This is a genomic window from Caballeronia humi (genome assembly GCF_001544475.1).
GTDB classification, from domain to species: Bacteria; Pseudomonadota; Gammaproteobacteria; order Burkholderiales; family Burkholderiaceae; genus Caballeronia; species Caballeronia humi.
Map to the genome: position 1 here is coordinate 59,312 of NZ_FCNW02000007.1, position 16,457 is coordinate 75,768.

A 16,457-nucleotide genomic window follows, 5' to 3' on the forward strand; every position below is an offset into this window, starting at 1 on the left:
CTTTGGCGCATGCGTCCGATTCCGGGCAGGCAGGAGGCGCGCGGCGTGTGCGGGAATCGCTCCGTCAGGCATATAGGCCAAGCTTTCCATCGTACGAAAAGCAGACCTTGTGCGTTTGACGCAAGCGTTTGCTATCGCAATTCGGCTAGAGCGTTACGCGCGACTTACTGCAAAAAGGGGCTGAGGAGAGAGAAAGTGAGAAAACCCAAACTGGCCTATTCGAAGGCGGCCCAGAAGCCGGGCGCGCACCACGCGCCGCCGACCGAGGACGATTTCGAGATCTACGCGTCGTATCAGGTGAACGCGGCGGGGTTGTATATCGGCACACTGAAGGTCGTGCGCAAGACCGACGGGCGCCTGCTGTTTCCGTTTGCGGGCGCGCCGGTCATCGGACCGTTTCCGACGCGGCAGGAAGCGCGCGTCGCGGCGGACACCTACGGGTCGCGGATCGTCGCGGGGGACATCAGCAACCCGGAGGCTTGACCAACCTTACGACGAACGGCCTCCCGCCGTCGCCGCGACCGGCACTACGCCGTTCACAGGCGCGTTTTCGTCGACCGTCGTGCGTCCGCCGTCCTTGAAGAATGCCTGCTCGGCCGCCTTGTTCAGCACGAGAATGCTGATGCGGCGATTGGTCGGTTCGTCGGCGACGTCCTTGTTGAGCGGCAGCACATCGGCCAGGCCGCGCACTTGCAGCACTTTCTTCTCGCTCATGCCGCCCGATACCAGCGCGCGCCGCGCAGCGTTCGCCCGTTCGCCCGAGAGCTCCCAGTTTGAATAGCCGGTCTGGCCACCGGAGTAGGGCACGGCATCGGTGTGGCCCGCGATCGACACGCGGTTGTCCACGTCATTCAGCGATGCCCCGATCTGCGACAGGATCGTCGTCACGTAGCTTTCGAGACGCGAGCTGCCCGAGGCGAACATCGGCCGCTTGAGCGAATCGACGATCTCGATGCGCAAGCCTTCGCTCGTGATCGCGATACGAATCTGGTCCTTGAACGCGCGCAAAGCCGGCGTGTTCTCGATCAGCGCGGTGAGTTTCTGCTTCAGATGCTGCAGGCGCTGCGCGTCCTCGGCGGCGACGGCCGCGCGCGCGATCGACGGCGGAACCGGCTGCGTCTGGCTCTTGGTGGCCTCGCCCGGACGCGAGCTGGAAAGATCACGCCCGCCGCCTTCGATCACGCTCGTGCGCGCCGCGCCGCTGCCGTCCTTGCCGCCGAACACGGCCGCGAGCGGCGTATTGAAGTAATCCTCGATGCCCTGTTTGTCGTATTTCGACGTCGATCCGAGCAGCCACATCAGCAGGAAGAAGGCCATCATCGCCGTAACGAAGTCGGCGTAGGCGATCTTCCAGGCACCGCCATGATGCCCGCCGTGGCCGCCTTTCTTCTTGCGGCGCACGATGACGGTCGGCGCGAGCACGGATTGCAGCGGATCGCGGGAAGGTTTTTCAGCCATGTTCGTGCTCCGTCGGGCTCAGGGTCACGCCGATTTCGGCGACTTGGTGGCGCGCACGGCGTCGTCGAGTTCCTTGAAGCTTGGGCGATCGGCGGTGAAGAGCACTTTGCGGCCGAACTCGACGGCGAGCGTCGGCGCGTAGCCGTTCATCGACGCGAGCAACACCGACTTCACGCACTGATACGGTTTGGCTTCGGCCTGGCCTTTCGCGTTGAGCAGGTCGGCGAGCGGCCCGATGAAACCGTACGCGAGCAGAATGCCGAGGAACGTGCCGACCAGCGCGCCGGCGATCATCTCGCCGAGCACGGCGGGCGCGGCGCCCACGGAACCCATCGTGTGCACGACGCCCATGACGGCCGCGACGATGCCGAACGCGGGCAGGCCGTCGGCCATCTTCTGGATCGCGTTCGCGGCAACCGATGCTTCCGTGTGGTGCGTTTCCAGCTCTTCGTCCATCAGATCCTGCATTTCGAGCGCGTTCACGTTGCCGCTCGACATCATGCGCAGATAGTCGACGATGAAATCGAGCAGGTGATGGTCTTTCATCACGTGGTCGTACTTCTGGAAGAGCGGGCTGGATTCGGGCGCGTCCACGTCCGCTTCGAGCGCCATCATCCCTTCCTTGCGCGCCTTTTGAAGCAGTTCGTAAAGCAGCGCGATCAGGGAAAGATACTTTTCCTTCGTGTACGCGCCGCCCTTGAACGCGGTCGGCAGGGCCTTGAGCGTTTTCTTGAGCGTCGCCGTCGGATTCGACACGACGAACGCGCCGAGCGCCGCGCCGAAAATGCACAGCAACTCGAACGGCTGCACGAGCGCGCCAAGATGGCCGCCGACGCCGACAAAACTACCGATCACCGAGGCGATCACCACGATCCATCCGATTGCGACAAACATGATTTCTCCGGGAAGTCAGGGCTTCGCGCGGCGGGCTGTCTGCGTGTGGGTCTGCATTTGCAGGCATGCTCGGCGCGCGAAGTCGTCTTTGTTCTTAACGGCCCGGTTAATCGGAGATTTAGGGGATAGACAGAGAAACTTTACGCGGAACGTTTGCGCGGTAATTTTTACTTTTACATGCCGGGCGCTTCATCGATGAAACCGGTCATCGAGACGATGTGCGCGTTTTCATCGACGGTGGCGAAGTCGGTGCCTTTCACGATCGATTGGCCGTCCGGCGTGCGCAGTTCCCAACTGAAGCGCAAATGGTTCGCGAAGCCGTCGATGCTGGTCGTGCGGCGGAACGTGTGCTCGGGAAAACGTTCGTGGACGACGCGGATCATCGCGTCGATGCCGTCGTGACCGTCGCCGCGCAACAGCGGATCGCGGTAGGACGCGTTCGATGCGTAGCTCTCGCGGATCAGCGACGCGCGGCGTTCAGCGTCGATTTCGTTCCAGGCTTCGAAGTAGCGATCGATCAACGTGTCGTGGACATTGGCTTGCGTGTTCATGCTCGGCTCCTTGAGTAGACATTGGCGCAGCGGCGTTTTGCGTCTGCGTGGCTCCACTATCGGAAACCGGCGGCGGGCTGTCGATTACGTGGCGAGTAATGGAAAGCTCGCCTGCTTCGTCTAAGATCGGCTCATGAACTCGACCCTTGCCCACGCCGCGCCGCCCCCGCCCGTCGGCGCTCTGCTGCGCGAGTGGCGGCAGCGCAGACGCATGAGCCAACTCGAACTCGCAGGCGTCGCCGAGGTTTCGACGCGTCATCTGAGTTTTGTCGAATCGGGCCGTTCCGTGCCGAGCCGGGAGATGCTGATGCGCCTTGCCGAACAACTCGACGTGCCGCTGCGCGAGCGCAACACGCTGCTCGTCGCGGCCGGTTACGCGCCGCTGTACCGCGAGCGCCATCTGGGCGATCCACAATTGTCGGCCGCGCGCCGGGCCGTCGAACTCGTGCTGAAAGGGCACGAGCCGTATCCGGCGCTCGCCGTCGATCGCCACTGGACGATGGTTTCGGCCAACGCCGCGATCGCGCCGCTAGTCGCGCTCGCCGATCCGTCGCTGCTCGAAGGGCCGGTGAACGTGCTGCGGCTGAGCCTGCATCCGCAGGGACTGGCCAACGCGATCGTCAACTGGCACGAGTGGCGCGCGCATTTGCTTGCGCGCGTGCGGCGTCAGGTGGAAGTTTCCGGCGACGCAACGCTCGGCGCGCTGCTGCGCGAACTGGAGGCGTATCCGGCGCCCGCGCATGCCGGCGCGCCGACGCACGGCGGCGAAACCAATGCGGTCGTCGTCCCGTTGCAGTTGCGCATGCACTCGGGCGTGCTGTCTTTTTTCAGCACGACGACCGTGTTCGGCACGCCGGTGGACATCACGTTGTCGGAGCTGGCGATCGAGGCATTCTTTCCCGCCGATGCCGCGACGGCCGACGCCTTGCGCCAGTCCCTCCAGGCCGATTCTTACAAAATTTGAACCTCCGGCGCGCGTGCCGATCAATGGAACAAGACTTGCGACCGACACGCTGGCAGGTTTCCTCATTCAATCAACCAGAGGCTAAAGAGCGATGATCCAGACATTCGAGCAAACCATCGGCGGGCAGCCGATGCAGTTCTGCGCCAGCATCGCCGACGGCGGAGGGCCGCACCGCGTGATCATCAGCCGCGCGGATTCGGCGGAATCGCTCGTGATCGTCGATGCGACGGGCATCATCGGCGCGATTCGGGCGGAAGTGGAAGCGCCGGAGAATTTCGTCGCCGATGCGGTCAGGAAGGCGCAGCAGGAAGCGCTGATCGAACGGGCGCTGGAGACGGGTGAAGTGCAGACGACGAGTCTTTAGAAATTCGAGATTGCGCGGAAAGTTAAATTTTTAGGCTGATTGTGGCGTTTTTGACCCGCTTTGTACCTAAAACGCCCGCACGCGGATTTTCGCGGTGCGGGCGTTTTGGCGTGTGCGCCCGCGATCGAACATGAGCAGGTGTCGCTGGACCGAGCCTGCGTTGGTATTGCCCTTTGATTAAAACGCCCGCCTGCGATGTGTCGCAGTGCGGGCGTTTTTGCGCTCATCCCGGGCGCGCTGACGGAACTACGCGCCTGTCACGGCGTCACCCGGCGCGAAAGGCGTCGCGGAATCGGGACCGTCGGGCAGATCGGGGTCGTCGGGGTTCGGCGCGGCATCCGGATCGAGCAGGGTGTCGGGATCGGGATCGAGCGGCTGGCCGGGATCGTGTGGCGTTGACATGGTGGCTATCCTCGTAACGGCCTGCGGACCGGGCGTTGCACGGCGTGTGCGGATTCGATGGCGCAACAGGCGTTCCCGCGTAGGGTGTCGTCAGGCGGTCCGCGATATGCGCTTGCCACGCGGTATGCGGTTGCGAAACACGCGAGCTGACGCCATCGATCGTTGATAAGCATAATCCGACAGGCTTCGCATGGCATGCGATGCCCGTTGCCATGAGGCCGATTGCATTTCAATACGCGCAGCTGACGCCATGCGCGGACTCATGTGTCAGGCGCGATATACGCGCGAGGGCTTGTGAGGCGCGGCACGGGCCGCAAAGCCACGCGCGCTCCACACGCTCTGCCGCGCCGCGAGAAAACCGCGCCGTCGACGCCGCGTAACCCGCAATTCGCGCCAGAATCCCTCATTCCCCCAGCCGCGCCGCCCGCCCGGATGAACCTTCGCCGCCTGTCTGCCGCACCGCTACCAACCGCGCCGTCAACGCCCCGCATATCAAAAGCCCCACCGAAATCCCCGCCGACCATTTCACGCCCGCGACGATCTGCGCCGCTTCTGCCCCACCCGCGCCGTGACTGGCCAGCGCGCCAAACGCCGCGACGCCGATCGCCCCCGCCGCCTGCCGGGCCGTATTGAGCACCGCCGACGCCGTTCCCGCCCGCTCCCGGGCGACCACGCCGAGCACGGCGGTCGTCATCGCCGGGACGGCCAGGCCCATGCCGGACGGAATCAGCAGGAACGGGATCACCAACGCGATGGTGGGCGTCGAGGCATCGACGAAGGCGAGCGCGGCGAACCCGGCGGCGTCGAGAAGCGCGCCCGCGATCATCGGTCCGCGCGACCCGAAGCGCGCAACGACCGGCCCGCTCGCAAGATTCGACAGCAGGAACCCGCCCGTCAGCGGCAAGAAAGCGAGGCCGGTGGCAAGCGGCGTATGACCAAGGACGCGCTGCAAGTAAAGGCTCAGCACGAACACCATCCCGTAGTAGGTCAAATTCGCGAATACGCCGAACGTGACGGCCGCGCTGAATGTGCGGTCGGCGAAAAGCGAGAGCGGCAGCATCGGCGCCGCGCTCTTTTTTTCGACGACGATGAAAAGGCCGCCCGCGACCAACGCCAGCGCGATCCCGCCCCATACCAGCGGATGCGCGATCCCGAGCGGTCGCAACTCGATCATCGCGCCGACGAATGCCGCCAATGCGACCGCCGCGAGCGCCTGGCCCGGCAGATCGATACTGCGTGCATCGCCCGAGTGCGGTGTGTCGTCGACCCAGGCGCAGGTTGCCGCAATCCCCAGCGCGCAAATCGGCAGGTTCACCCAAAAGATGCCGCGCCAGCCAAAGCCCGCGATCAGCATCCCGCCGACGATCGGCCCCGCCGCTATCGAAACCGCGCCCGCCGCCGTCCACAGCCCGACGGCGTGCGCGCGCAAGCGCCGGTTGTCGCCGCATGCGTGGTTGAGGAGCGCGAGCGAGTTCGGCAGCATCGCCGCCGCGCCGACGCCCTGTAACGCGCGCGCCGCGATCAACTGCGGCGCGTCGGCCGCGAACGCGCAGCCGAGCGACGCCAGCGCGAAAAGCGCGAGCCCCGCGACGAACAGGCGCCGCGCGCCGAAGCGGTCGCCGAGCGCGCCCGCCGAGAGCATCAGCGAAGCGAAGGCGAGCGCGTAGGCATCGACAGTCCATTGGAGGCTCGGCAGGCTCGCGTGGAGATCGTGCGCGAGACTCGCGAGCGCGACATTGACGATCGACACATCGAGCTGCGACACGACGAAACCGACGCTCGTCGCGCCGACGATCAGCATCTGGCGCGCACTGAGCGCGGCGGGGGAGGAGGTGAGGTTCGAGTTCATGCTGCCATCGTACGGATGCGCTGCGTCCGATGTTTCGGGCTGCGGTGAAACGTGACTGCGCGGCGTCGCGGCAAAAAAAAGGCGTGCCACGCGGGCACGCCATTTCACTCAGCCGATGGAAAAGCTCAGCGCGTTTCCGGCGCGTTGCGGATGAACAGCGTCGTCACCGCGCCCACGACGCACAGCGCCGCGACGTAGAGCGCGGGCGCCATCGGATTGGATTTCATCATCAGCGAGACGACGATCGGCGTGAGTCCGCCGAAGATCGCGTACGCGACGTTGTACGAGAACGAAATGCCCGAAAAGCGCACGACGGCCGGGAACGCCTTGACCATCACGAACGGAATCGCGCCGATCACGCCGACCGTGAAGCCGGTGAACGCGTACCACGGCAGCAGCACGGATGTGTCGACGGCCAGTTGCTGGAACAGCGTGTAGTACGAGATCGCAAGCGCGATGCCGCCGATGAAAATCGTCTTGCCCGCGCCGATCCGGCCCGCTATCGCGCCAGCCAGCACGCAGCCGACGGTCAGACACAGCGTCGCGAGGCAGTTCGCGATCAGCGCGGTTGCGGGAGCGATGTGGAACTGTTTTTGGAGCAACGTGGGCGTCATCAGAATCACGACGACGATCGCCGCCGACACCATCCACGTGAGCAGCATCGAGATGATCACGGCGCGGCCGTGGTCGCGCAGCACGGCTTTCAGCGGAATTTCCGCCGCGAGCGACTTGCGCTTCTGAAGTTCGGCGAATACTGGCGTTTCATGCAGCCAGCGGCGCAGATACACCGAAAAGAGGCCGAATACGCCGCCGAGCAGGAACGGAATGCGCCACGCGTACTCCGCGACTTCGGCGGCCGCGAAGTTCTTGTTGATGGCCGCCGCGATCAGCGAGCCGAGCAGGATGCCGGCGGTGAGGCCCGCCGTCAGCGTGCCGCACGCGTAGCCGATGTGCCGGTTCGGCACGTGTTCCGAGACGAAGACCCACGCGCCCGGCACCTCGCCGCCGACCGCCGCGCCTTGCATCACCCGAAACACGAGCAGCAGCACGGGCGCCATGAGTCCGATCGACGCGTAGGTCGGCAAAAGGCCCATGAGCAGCGTCGGCACGGACATCAGCAGCACGCTTAGCGTGAACATGCGCTTGCGGCCGAGCAGGTCGCCGAAATGCGCCATGACGATTCCGCCGAGCGGCCGCGCGAGATAACCCGCCGCGAAAATGCCGAATGTCTGCAACTGGCGAAGCCAGTCGGGAATCGACGCGGGGAAGAACAGTTGCCCGATCACCGGCGCGAAAAACACGAAGATGATGAAGTCGTAGAACTCGAGCGCGCCGCCGAGCGCCGCGAGCGCCAGGGTCTTGTAGTCGCTGCGCGTGAGCGCGCGACCGGCGGCGGGAACGGTGCCGCCCAAAGGTGTTGCTTGCATCGTTGAAGTAGTCGGTAAATGGAAAAGCCGCGCGCCGTACTAATTAGTGTGTGCGCGCAGGAACAGGCATCGTCCGACTGCGGAAATGCGGCGCGGGGTGAGCGCCAGGACCGCGGCTGCGGGCGCGGCGGGAAGCCGCGGCGCAACCTTCCTTCATGAAGGGCTGTTGGCCACGCGAAGGCGGGAGTTTTTTGCCAAGCTCCGGATGTTACAGGATGTATGCAAACGCTCCATCTCACGCATCATCCGGCCCCGTTTATATGTAAAAAATTAAGACTTATCTAATGGGACACGGTACAGCCCTTGTTCAGAATCCGCCCTCTGTGCACGGTCTCGTGAAAATTCTTCGGTGCCCCCGGGAAACGAACGTCGCCGCATCCTTCAGACTCACCGGGCCCGATTTCATGCGTGTTGCCGTACTTCAAACCGATCCCACCCATCGCGTTCTCATTGGCGAACTCGTCAAACGCCTGGGCCATACCTGTCACGTGTTCGGCGACGGCCTCGTGATGTCCAAGGCGCTCTCGCGCTCCACCGTCGATATGCTGATCCTCGACTGGCATTCCACCGGCCTCTGCGGACTCGATCTGCTGAAGTCGGTGCGTTCGAGCTTCGGTGAGCGCGTGCCGGTGCTGTTCGTGACGGCCGACGGCGCCGAGCACAACGTCGTGCGCGCGCTGACCGCCGGCGCCGACGATTTCCTCGTCCACCCGGTGCGCGCCGCCGAATTCGGCGCGCGCGTCGAGGCACTGTTGCGGCGCGCGTATCCACAACAGACGTCGACTAGCCTCGAAGTCGGCTGCTATCGCTTCGACGCGCGCCAGCAGACCGTCACCGTGCGCGGCAAGCCGGTGCAGTTGAGCGGCACGCAATTCCGCCTCGCGATGCTGTTCTTCTCGAACGTCGGCCGCGTGCTGTCGCGCGATCACATTTTCGCGATGGTATGGGGCCGCGAATTCCGCGAAACCACGCGCACGATCGACAGCCACGTCTCGCGGCTTCGCCTTGCGCTGGAAATCGAGCCGGTGAACCATTTCCGGCTGCAGCCGGTGTACAAGAGCGGCTATCGCCTGCTTCATCTGTATGGCGATGAAGCCATCGAGACCGAGCTTGAAGCGGATGGAGTCATCGTCGCCTGAAGCTGAAACTGAAAATGCCGTCGCGAGACGGCATTTTTCTTGACCACGTCGAACGTGCGATCAGAGGGAAGGCAGCGCGGGACGGGTTTCGATCGAATGGCGGATCAGCGCTTCGACTTCCTTGCGCTCGTCGCCGGCAAGCGGCAGACGCGGCGGACGAACCGGCTCCGTCCCCAATCCGACGATCGCTTCCGCCAGCTTGATGTTCTGCACGAGCTTGTGCGAGACATCGAGTGCGAGGAGCGGCGCGAACCATCGATAGATCGCGCGCGCTTCCTCGACGCGCCCCGCGCGCAGCAGCCGGTAGATCGCGACCGTTTCCTTCGGGAACGCGCACACGAGCCCCGCGACCCAGCCGTGCGCGCCCATCAGGATCGCTTCCATCGCGAGGTTGTCGACGCCGCAGAAGAGCGCGTATCGGTCGCCGGTCTCGTTGATGAGGTCGGTGATGCGGCGCACGTCGCCCGACGATTCCTTGATCGCCGCGAATTTCTTCTCCTCGGCGAGTTCCGCGAACATCTTCGGCGTCACGTCGACGCCATAGGCCAGCGGATTGTTGTAGACCATGATCGGCAGCGGGCTCGCATCGGCGACCATGCGGAAGTGGTTCAGCGTCTCGCGCCGGTCCGACAGATAACGCAGCCCCGGCAGCACCATGTAACCCGACGCACCACGCGCCGCGCCCTGTTCGGCCTGGCGGCAGCCGTCTAGCGTGCTGTTTTCCGCGATCGTCAGAAGCACCGGCACGCGGCCTCGCGAGGCGTCGACGGCGATGTCGAGCACGTCGAGCTTTTCGTCGAGCGAGAGCGTCGAGGCTTCCCCAAGCGATCCGCACACGATGATGCCGTCGACGCCCGCATCGATCTGCGCTTCGATGTTCTTCTTCGTCCACACGCGGTCTATGCTGAAATCCGCGTTGAACTTGGTGGTGACGGCGGGGATCACGCCTTCCCAGATATGCGCCACGGCGCCTCTCCTCAAGTGAATGTACGGCCAAGTTTAAGCAGCACAAAAGGCCACGTCTTGCGCAAATCTTGCGTCTCGCGTGCCGATTTCGGCATAGCTTCCCGGCACGTCGTGTTGTGCTGAAATCGTCATCAAATCCGGCTAGCCATGCCAAGACGCTTCGCGCGCGCGTTTTTACGATAACGGCATGAAAACCCTCGACATCATCGATTCGCACACGGGCGGTGAGCCAACCCGCCTCGTCGTGTCGGGTGGGCCGGACCTCGGGCGCGGCGCGCTCGGCGCACGGCTTCACGTCTTTCGCACGCAATTCGACGACTGGCGCGCGGGCATCGCCACCGAGCCGCGCGGGTCGGACGTGATTGTCGGCGCGCTGCTGTGCGAACCCGACGACCCCACGTGCGCCGCCGCGGTCATCTTTTTCAATAATGTCGGCTATCTCGGCATGTGCGGGCACGGAACGATCGGGCTCGTCGTGTCGCTCGCGCACATGGGACGGATCGCGCCGGGGCGGCATCGGATTGAGACGCCGGTCGGCATTGTCGAGGCGACGCTCAACGACGACGGCAGCGTCAGCGTGCGCAACGTGCCGGCGTACCGGCATCGGCGGGCGGTGGAGGTCGATGTGCCGGGCCACGGCCCGCTGACGGGCGATATCGCGTGGGGCGGCAACTGGTTTTTCCTCGTCGCCGATCATGGGCGCGAACTTGCGCCCGCACGGATTCCGTCGCTCACCGCGTTCACGGACGCCATCCGCGACGCGCTGCACGCGCAGCACATCACGGGCGCGGATGGCGCGTACATCGACCACATCGAATTGTTCGCGGATTCGCCGCGTGAGGGCATCGACAGCCGCAACTTCGTGCTGTGCCCCGGCAGCGCCTACGACCGCTCGCCATGCGGCACCGGCACGAGCGCGAAAGTGGCGTGCCTCGCCGCCGACGGCCTGCTCGCTCCGGACGGCGTGTGGCGGCAGGAGAGCGTGATCGGCAGCGTATTCGAGGCGAGCTACGCGTTGAGCGACGCCGGAGAGGTCATCCCGACGATAACCGGCCATGCGCACATCATGGGCGAAGGCCGCCTCTGCTTCGACGAGCGCGATCCGTTCGCGTGGGGCATCCCAAAAAGCGGCGCGCGATGAGCGTGGATGCGATCGTCGTTGGCGCTGGGATCGTCGGCGCGGCGTGCGCGACGGAACTCGCGGCGCACGGCCTCGACGTCGAGGTACTCGATGCGCGCGGTATCGGCGGCGGGGCGACGGCGGCGGGCATGGGCCACATTGTCGTGATGAACGATTCGCCGGCGGAATTCGCGCTGTCGCATTATTCACGCGACTTGTGGCTCGAGCTCGCGCCGCAACTGCGCGCGTGCGACGCGTTCGCGCGCTGCGGCACGCTCTGGGTCGCGGAGGACGATGAGGAACTCGCCGCCGCGCGCGACATGCAGCAGGCGTTCGCCGAGCAGGGCGTGCGGGCGGAAATGCTGGATGCGTCCGCGTTGCGCGCGAGCGAGCCCGCGCTGAGTCACGCGATGCAGGGCGGCTTGCTGATCGAGGACGATTGCATCGTGTACGCGCCGCGTGCTGCCGAATGGCTGCTGACGCAATCGCCGCATGCGGGGCGCATCCGGGTATCGACGGGGTGCGAAGCCGTGAGGATCGAGCGCGGCCGCGTGACGCTTTCCACTGGCGAAACGCGCACGTCGACGCATGTGGTCGTCGCCAACGGGCTTGCTGCGCGCGACTTGATTTCAGGCGTTAAACTCGAAGCCAAAAAAGGCCATCTGCTGATAACGGACCGCTATCCCGGCGTGATCCGCCATCAACTGCTCGAACTCGGCTATATCAAAAGCGCGCATCATGCGACCGGCACGTCGGTCGCGTTCAATGCACAGCCTCGCCCGACCGGGCAACTGCTGATCGGATCGTCGCGACAATTCGGCACGCTCGATGGCGCCGTCGAAATGGAGGTACTCGGCGCGATGCTTGCCCGCGCGGCGCGATATCTGCCGGACTTGCCCGCGATGAACGCGATCCGCGCGTGGACCGGGTTTCGCGCGGCATCGCCGGATGGATTGCCGCTGGTCGGCGAGTATTCCGATGGCGTCTGGCTGGCTGTCGGGCACGAAGGACTTGGCGTGACGACGTCGCTCGGCACGGCAAAACTGCTCGTCTCACAAATGCTGAAGCACGATTGCCCGATCGATCCCGCCGCGTTTTCCCCCGCCCGCTTCTCGATGGAGAACGCCCATGGCTGATACGGTTTGCATAACGATCGACGGCCAAAAGGTCAGCGTCGAACCGTTCACGACGGTCGCCGCCGCGCTCGCGATCCACGGATTGTTGCAAACGCGCCGTTCGGTGTCCGGCGAGCCGCGCGGCGCGCTGTGTGGCATGGGCGTGTGCCAGGAATGCCGCGTGAGCATCGACGGTCGCGCTCACGTGCTCGCGTGCCAGACGCTCTGCCGCGACGGCCTCGCGATCGAGACCGCGCGATGAACGTCGAACGTTTCGATTTCGCTATCGTCGGCGCGGGTCCGGCGGGGTTGCGCGCGGCCGAAGTGGCCGCGAGCGCGGGCGCGCGGGTCGCGCTGATGGACGACAACCCGCGCGCCGGCGGGCAAATCTGGCGGCAGGGACCGGGCTTCGCGCCATCGAAGCCGCTCGAACGCTGGCTCGCCGACACCGCGCCGCGATCGAATATCACGCTTCTGCACGGCACGAAAGCCATCGCGACGCTCGGCGGCAAGCGGCTTTTGCTCGAACGCGAGGACGCGCCCGCGTGCATCGAATACGCGCAGTTGCTGCTTGCGACCGGTGCGCGCGAGCGCCTGCTTCCCTTCGACGGCTGGACGCTGCCCGGCGTCACCGGCGCGGGCGGCTTGCAGGCGCTGATCAAGGGCGGGATGCCGGTGAAAGGCGAGCGCGTAGTGATCGCGGGCAGCGGACCGTTGCTGCTCGCGGCGGCAGCGACGGCGGTCACGCGCGGCGCCGACGTCCGCGCGGTGGTCGAGCAGGCGGCGTGGCATCGCCTGCTGCGCTTTGGCGTGTCACTGACGGCGACGCCTGCCAAGCTCGCGCAGGCGGTGCAGTTGTTACGCGGAATCGGCTGGTCGCGATATGTGGCTGACGCGGTCGTCGTGATGGCGCACGGCACGAACCGCGTCGAAGCGGTGACGATTCGCGTCGGCAAGAATGAGCGCTTGATCGAAACGGACCGCATCGCGTGCGGCTACGGCCTCGTGCCGAACGTGACGCTCGCGCAGGCGCTCGGCTGCGAGATCGATGCGCAAGGCGCGGTGCGCGTCGATGAAAGCCAGCGCACGACCGTCACGAAAATTTTCGCGGCGGGCGAATGCACGGGCGTCGGCGGGATGGAACTGGCGAGCGTCGAAGGTGCGCTCGCGGCGTACGCGGCGCTCGGCATCGACGATGAGCGCGCCGCGCGGGATCGTCGCGAGCGTGAGCGCTGGCGGCGCTTCGCGGCGCGTGTCGCCGCTGCGTTCGAACTCGGCGAGGCGGCCTGCGCGCTGCCGTCGCCGGAGACGTTGCTATGCCGCTGCGAGGACGTGAGCGTTGGCGCAGTCGGGAGCCACGCGAACTGGCGCGACGCGAAACTGCATACACGCTGCGGCATGGGACCGTGCCAGGGGCGCGTCTGCGGCGCGGCGGCCGCGACGTATTTCGGCTGGGACACCGCCGCCCCGCGCCCGCCGTTGGCGCCCGCGCGCATCGAAACGCTGATCGCGGCGGCCGGCATCGACGCGTAAAACCCCAATTTTTGACCGCCGGACCGCGCCCCTATAATCGAGCGCAGCCGTTCCCCACGACCCGACGACGCCCGCGAGACGCGAATTGACGATCACGATGGACCGCCCCGCCGACGAACTCAGCGTAGCCGCGTTGCACGCGCCGGCCGCCGCATCGACGCTCGATGCGATGCTCCAGCACTTCATGCTGCTCGCGCCCGTGTTCGACGCGCTGCCCGACGTCGTCTTCTTCGTGAAGGATGCGCAAGCGCGCTACGCGATGGTGAACCGCACGCTCGCGCGACGCTGCGGCCAGAAGGACAAGCAGGCGCTGATCGGCCGCACCGCCGAGGACGTGTTTCCGCGCCGCTTCGGGCGCATCTACACGGCGCAGGACAAGGCGATCATCGCGGAGGGCGATCAGTTGATCGACCAACTCGAATTGCATCTCTACGCGGGCCGCGAGCCCGGCTGGTGCATGACGTGCAAGCAGCCTCTGCACGATCCATCAGGGAACGTGATCGGCGTCGTCGGCATTTCGCGCGACCTGCAGGCGGCCGAAGCCACGCATCCGGCCTACAGCAGGCTCGCGGCGGTGGTGCAGCACATCCAGGAAAATTACGTGCAGCCGCTGAACATGCGGCAACTGGCGTCGATGGCGAACATGTCGATCGCGCAGCTCGAGCGCTATTTCCATAAGGTCTTCCATCTGACGCCGCGCCAGGTGCTCTTGAAGACGCGACTCGATGCCGCGACCGCGCTGCTGGTGACGAACGACAAGGTCACCGATGTCGCCGCGCTCTGCGGCTACACGGACCACAGCGCGTTCACGCGTCAGTTCAAGGCGACGGTCGGCGTCACGCCCACCGAATATCGTTCGATTCTCCACGCCGCCGCGACGTCCGAAAAAGTCTGACGAGAAAAGCGGGCACGATCATCCCGGAATTACACGATCGTACTTATCGACGCCTCCCCAGGGTGTGCGCGAAGCCCGCCGACGCCCGCGCCACAAGGCTTTGCGGCGCGTGACCATCCCGGCCTGCTTTTTGCTGCAAGAGATGCGGGACACCTCCGTGTCCTGGCACCGCGCTAGCTTCGCACCGGCCATGCGCGGCCCATCAACCGATCAACAATGGTGCTGCCGGAATCCATGTCGCGACCCTGATACACGGAGGGTCGAGCGGCCACGCAGTAGAATCGCTTGCATATGAATTCCGCTTTTGGCAGTTTGAAAACAAAATGATGAACGAAGTAGCAAGACTGGGGCATGCCCGGATCGTGCTGATTGAAGACGATCCGGAGAGCAGGGAAGCGTTGCAGATGTTGCTGGAGGAGGAAGGCGCGGATGTCGTTGCCGTCGCCGATGCCGAGGAGGGCGCCGAGACCGCCATCCGCCTCATGCCCGATGCAGTGATCTGCGACATCGACCTTCCGATGATGGACGGTTTCTACCTGATACAACGTTTGCGCGACTACGAGATTCGCGGCAACTTGCCGCCTTCGGTCGCGATCGCGCTGACGGGCCACAACGGTGACGAGTATCGATTGCGAAGTATTGGCGAGGGCTTTCAGCATTTCATGACGAAGCCCGCTCATCCGGATGAACTCGTCACGCTGATCCACAATTCGCTGAATTCGCGCGTGCTTTCGTAAGCCATGAAGAAGGGGCGCCGCGGCGCCCCTTCTGCTTTATTTGCTAACCCGGTTATGACCGGTCGCGGTTGCGCGCTCGCGTGGCGCCCGTAATGACGGCGATGCCGAGCAGAATCACGCAGACGATCAAGATCGTGTGCTGCGCGACGTGCATCGAGACGAGCGCCCACGCAACGCCGCCGATGAAGATCAGCCAGCCCACCAGATAAATGACGAGGGTCATCGAATTCTCCTTTTCATGCTGTCGTTGTCTTTCGTGATTATTGAAAGGCCTTCCCTTGTTCGACGCTTGCGCGGCGATAAGTTCAGCGGCGCCGGAAGGTGCTCTGCAAACATCATTCCATCCCATCCCCATGCTCATCGTCCACCACTTGAACAACTCCCGCTCGCAACGCGTGCTCTGGATGCTCGAAGAACTCGGCGTCGAGTATGAAATCAAGCGTTATCAGCGCGACCCGAAGACGATGCTCGCGCCCGCCGAGCTTCGCGCCGTGCATCCGCTCGGCAAGTCGCCAATCGTCACCGATGACGGCATGACCATCGCCGAGTCGGGCGCGATCATCGAGTATCTCGTCGACCGTTACGGGCAGGGCCGCTTCGCACCGCCGCCCGGCGTATCGCCCGAACGCGTGCGTTACAACTACTGGATGCACTACGCGGAAGGCTCGGCGATGCCGCCGCTCCTGCTCAAGCTCGTCGCGCTGCGCATCGGCAGCGCAAAGATGCCATTCTTCGTGAAGCCGGTCGCGCGCCGCATCGCCGCGACGATGCAGAGCAGCTTTATCGATCCGCAGCTCAAGCTGCACTTCGGCTACGTCGAAGGCGAACTCGCGAAGTCGGAATGGTTCGCCGGCAACGAATTCAGTGCGGCCGACGTCCAGATGAGCTTCCCGCTCGAAGCCGCGAGCCACCGGGCGGGTGCGAAGAAGCTGCCGCACATTCGCGCATTCCTCGAAAGAATCCACGCGCGGCCCGCGTATCGGCGCGCGCTGGAACGCGGCGGAAAGTACGATTTCGCCGATTGACACCGCTCCGGCGAGCGA

The 16,457-nt window shown here is 65.0% G+C and carries 19 protein-coding genes; 11 read left to right on the forward strand and 8 right to left on the reverse strand.

The features are described 5' to 3' along the window. Positions 1 to 195: 195 nt before the first annotated feature. Positions 196 to 483, forward strand: coding sequence for a DUF6723 family protein (locus tag AWB65_RS10145; protein WP_374729740.1), 288 nt, complete (start codon positions 196 to 198; stop codon positions 481 to 483). A gap of 6 nt (positions 484 to 489) precedes the next feature. Here AWB65_RS10145 and motB read toward each other — a convergent pair whose 3' ends face one another. The 3 genes from motB to AWB65_RS10160 all read right to left on the reverse strand — a co-directional run bounded on the left by motB (position 490) and on the right by AWB65_RS10160 (position 2,903). Further along, positions 490 to 1,458: a flagellar motor protein MotB gene (gene motB / locus AWB65_RS10150; protein WP_087667037.1), complete on the reverse strand. Its 969-nt coding sequence runs from the start codon at positions 1,456 to 1,458 to the stop codon at positions 490 to 492. Between the two features lie 24 nt (positions 1,459 to 1,482). Then, positions 1,483 to 2,352: a flagellar motor stator protein MotA gene (motA, locus tag AWB65_RS10155; protein WP_087659017.1), complete on the reverse strand. Its 870-nt coding sequence runs from the start codon at positions 2,350 to 2,352 to the stop codon at positions 1,483 to 1,485. A 173-nt stretch (positions 2,353 to 2,525) separates the two neighbouring features. Further along, positions 2,526 to 2,903 carry a nuclear transport factor 2 family protein gene (locus tag AWB65_RS10160; RefSeq protein ID WP_087667038.1) on the reverse strand — a complete coding sequence of 126 codons (378 nt, stop codon included), beginning with the start codon at positions 2,901 to 2,903 and terminating at the stop codon, positions 2,526 to 2,528. Between the two features lie 133 nt (positions 2,904 to 3,036). Here AWB65_RS10160 and AWB65_RS10165 point away from each other — a divergent pair, with 133 nt between their 5' ends. Continuing rightward, positions 3,037 to 3,867, forward strand: a complete 831-nt coding sequence (locus tag AWB65_RS10165) for a helix-turn-helix domain-containing protein (RefSeq protein ID WP_087667039.1) — start codon at positions 3,037 to 3,039, stop codon at positions 3,865 to 3,867. Positions 3,868 to 3,958: 91 nt separating this feature from the next. After that, positions 3,959 to 4,231: a hypothetical protein gene (locus AWB65_RS10170; protein ID WP_087667040.1), complete on the forward strand. Its 273-nt coding sequence runs from the start codon at positions 3,959 to 3,961 to the stop codon at positions 4,229 to 4,231. Between the two features lie 246 nt (positions 4,232 to 4,477). Here AWB65_RS10170 and AWB65_RS36310 read toward each other — a convergent pair whose 3' ends face one another. The 3 genes from AWB65_RS36310 to AWB65_RS10180 all read right to left on the reverse strand — a co-directional run bounded on the left by AWB65_RS36310 (position 4,478) and on the right by AWB65_RS10180 (position 7,909). After that, the gene (locus tag AWB65_RS36310; RefSeq protein ID WP_159907594.1) at positions 4,478 to 4,633 is read right to left on the reverse strand and encodes a hypothetical protein; all 156 of its coding nucleotides are present in this window, start codon (positions 4,631 to 4,633) and stop codon (positions 4,478 to 4,480) included. 403 nt (positions 4,634 to 5,036) lie between these two features. Continuing rightward, on the reverse strand, positions 5,037 to 6,482 hold the full coding sequence (locus AWB65_RS10175) for an MFS transporter (protein ID WP_087667139.1): 1,446 nt from the start codon (positions 6,480 to 6,482) through the stop codon (positions 5,037 to 5,039). A 125-nt stretch (positions 6,483 to 6,607) separates the two neighbouring features. Further along, the gene (locus tag AWB65_RS10180) at positions 6,608 to 7,909 is read right to left on the reverse strand and encodes an MFS transporter (protein ID WP_087667041.1); all 1,302 of its coding nucleotides are present in this window, start codon (positions 7,907 to 7,909) and stop codon (positions 6,608 to 6,610) included. 404 nt (positions 7,910 to 8,313) lie between these two features. On the opposite strand from AWB65_RS10180, the gene AWB65_RS10185 reads away from it, so the two are divergent. Next, positions 8,314 to 9,048, forward strand: a complete 735-nt coding sequence (locus AWB65_RS10185; protein WP_087667042.1) for a response regulator transcription factor — start codon at positions 8,314 to 8,316, stop codon at positions 9,046 to 9,048. A gap of 60 nt (positions 9,049 to 9,108) precedes the next feature. Here the strand turns inward: AWB65_RS10185 and AWB65_RS10190 are convergent, their stop codons facing one another. Next, positions 9,109 to 10,014 carry a dihydrodipicolinate synthase family protein gene (locus AWB65_RS10190; protein WP_087667043.1) on the reverse strand — a complete coding sequence of 302 codons (906 nt, stop codon included), beginning with the start codon at positions 10,012 to 10,014 and terminating at the stop codon, positions 9,109 to 9,111. A 187-nt stretch (positions 10,015 to 10,201) separates the two neighbouring features. On the opposite strand from AWB65_RS10190, the gene AWB65_RS10195 reads away from it, so the two are divergent. The 6 genes from AWB65_RS10195 to AWB65_RS10220 all read left to right on the forward strand — a co-directional run bounded on the left by AWB65_RS10195 (position 10,202) and on the right by AWB65_RS10220 (position 15,414). After that, complete coding sequence (locus tag AWB65_RS10195; protein WP_087667044.1) at positions 10,202 to 11,155, forward strand: 4-hydroxyproline epimerase; 954 nt, start codon at positions 10,202 to 10,204, stop codon at positions 11,153 to 11,155. Next, the gene (locus AWB65_RS10200) at positions 11,152 to 12,270 is read left to right on the forward strand and encodes an NAD(P)/FAD-dependent oxidoreductase (RefSeq protein ID WP_087667140.1); all 1,119 of its coding nucleotides are present in this window, start codon (positions 11,152 to 11,154) and stop codon (positions 12,268 to 12,270) included. Before AWB65_RS10195 ends, AWB65_RS10200 begins: the two co-directional genes overlap by 4 nt. Further along, on the forward strand, positions 12,263 to 12,511 hold the full coding sequence (locus tag AWB65_RS10205; RefSeq protein WP_087667045.1) for a (2Fe-2S)-binding protein: 249 nt from the start codon (positions 12,263 to 12,265) through the stop codon (positions 12,509 to 12,511). The genes AWB65_RS10200 and AWB65_RS10205 overlap by 8 nt, the downstream gene beginning before the upstream one ends. Then, positions 12,508 to 13,782, forward strand: a complete 1,275-nt coding sequence (locus tag AWB65_RS10210; RefSeq protein ID WP_087667046.1) for an FAD-dependent oxidoreductase — start codon at positions 12,508 to 12,510, stop codon at positions 13,780 to 13,782. Before AWB65_RS10205 ends, AWB65_RS10210 begins: the two co-directional genes overlap by 4 nt. A gap of 169 nt (positions 13,783 to 13,951) precedes the next feature. After that, entirely contained in the window at positions 13,952 to 14,677 is a 726-nt protein-coding gene (locus AWB65_RS10215) for an AraC family transcriptional regulator (protein ID WP_235007580.1), read from the forward strand. A 323-nt stretch (positions 14,678 to 15,000) separates the two neighbouring features. Further along, complete coding sequence (locus tag AWB65_RS10220) at positions 15,001 to 15,414, forward strand: response regulator (RefSeq protein WP_087667047.1); 414 nt, start codon at positions 15,001 to 15,003, stop codon at positions 15,412 to 15,414. 52 nt (positions 15,415 to 15,466) lie between these two features. Here AWB65_RS10220 and AWB65_RS36650 read toward each other — a convergent pair whose 3' ends face one another. Further along, positions 15,467 to 15,637 (reverse strand): hypothetical protein, encoded by a 171-nt coding sequence (locus AWB65_RS36650; RefSeq protein ID WP_181505566.1) that lies wholly within the window; start codon positions 15,635 to 15,637, stop codon positions 15,467 to 15,469. 130 nt (positions 15,638 to 15,767) lie between these two features. Here AWB65_RS36650 and AWB65_RS10225 point away from each other — a divergent pair, with 130 nt between their 5' ends. After that, positions 15,768 to 16,439, forward strand: a complete 672-nt coding sequence (locus AWB65_RS10225) for a glutathione S-transferase (RefSeq protein ID WP_087667048.1) — start codon at positions 15,768 to 15,770, stop codon at positions 16,437 to 16,439. The last annotated feature ends 18 nt before the right edge of the window (positions 16,440 to 16,457 follow it).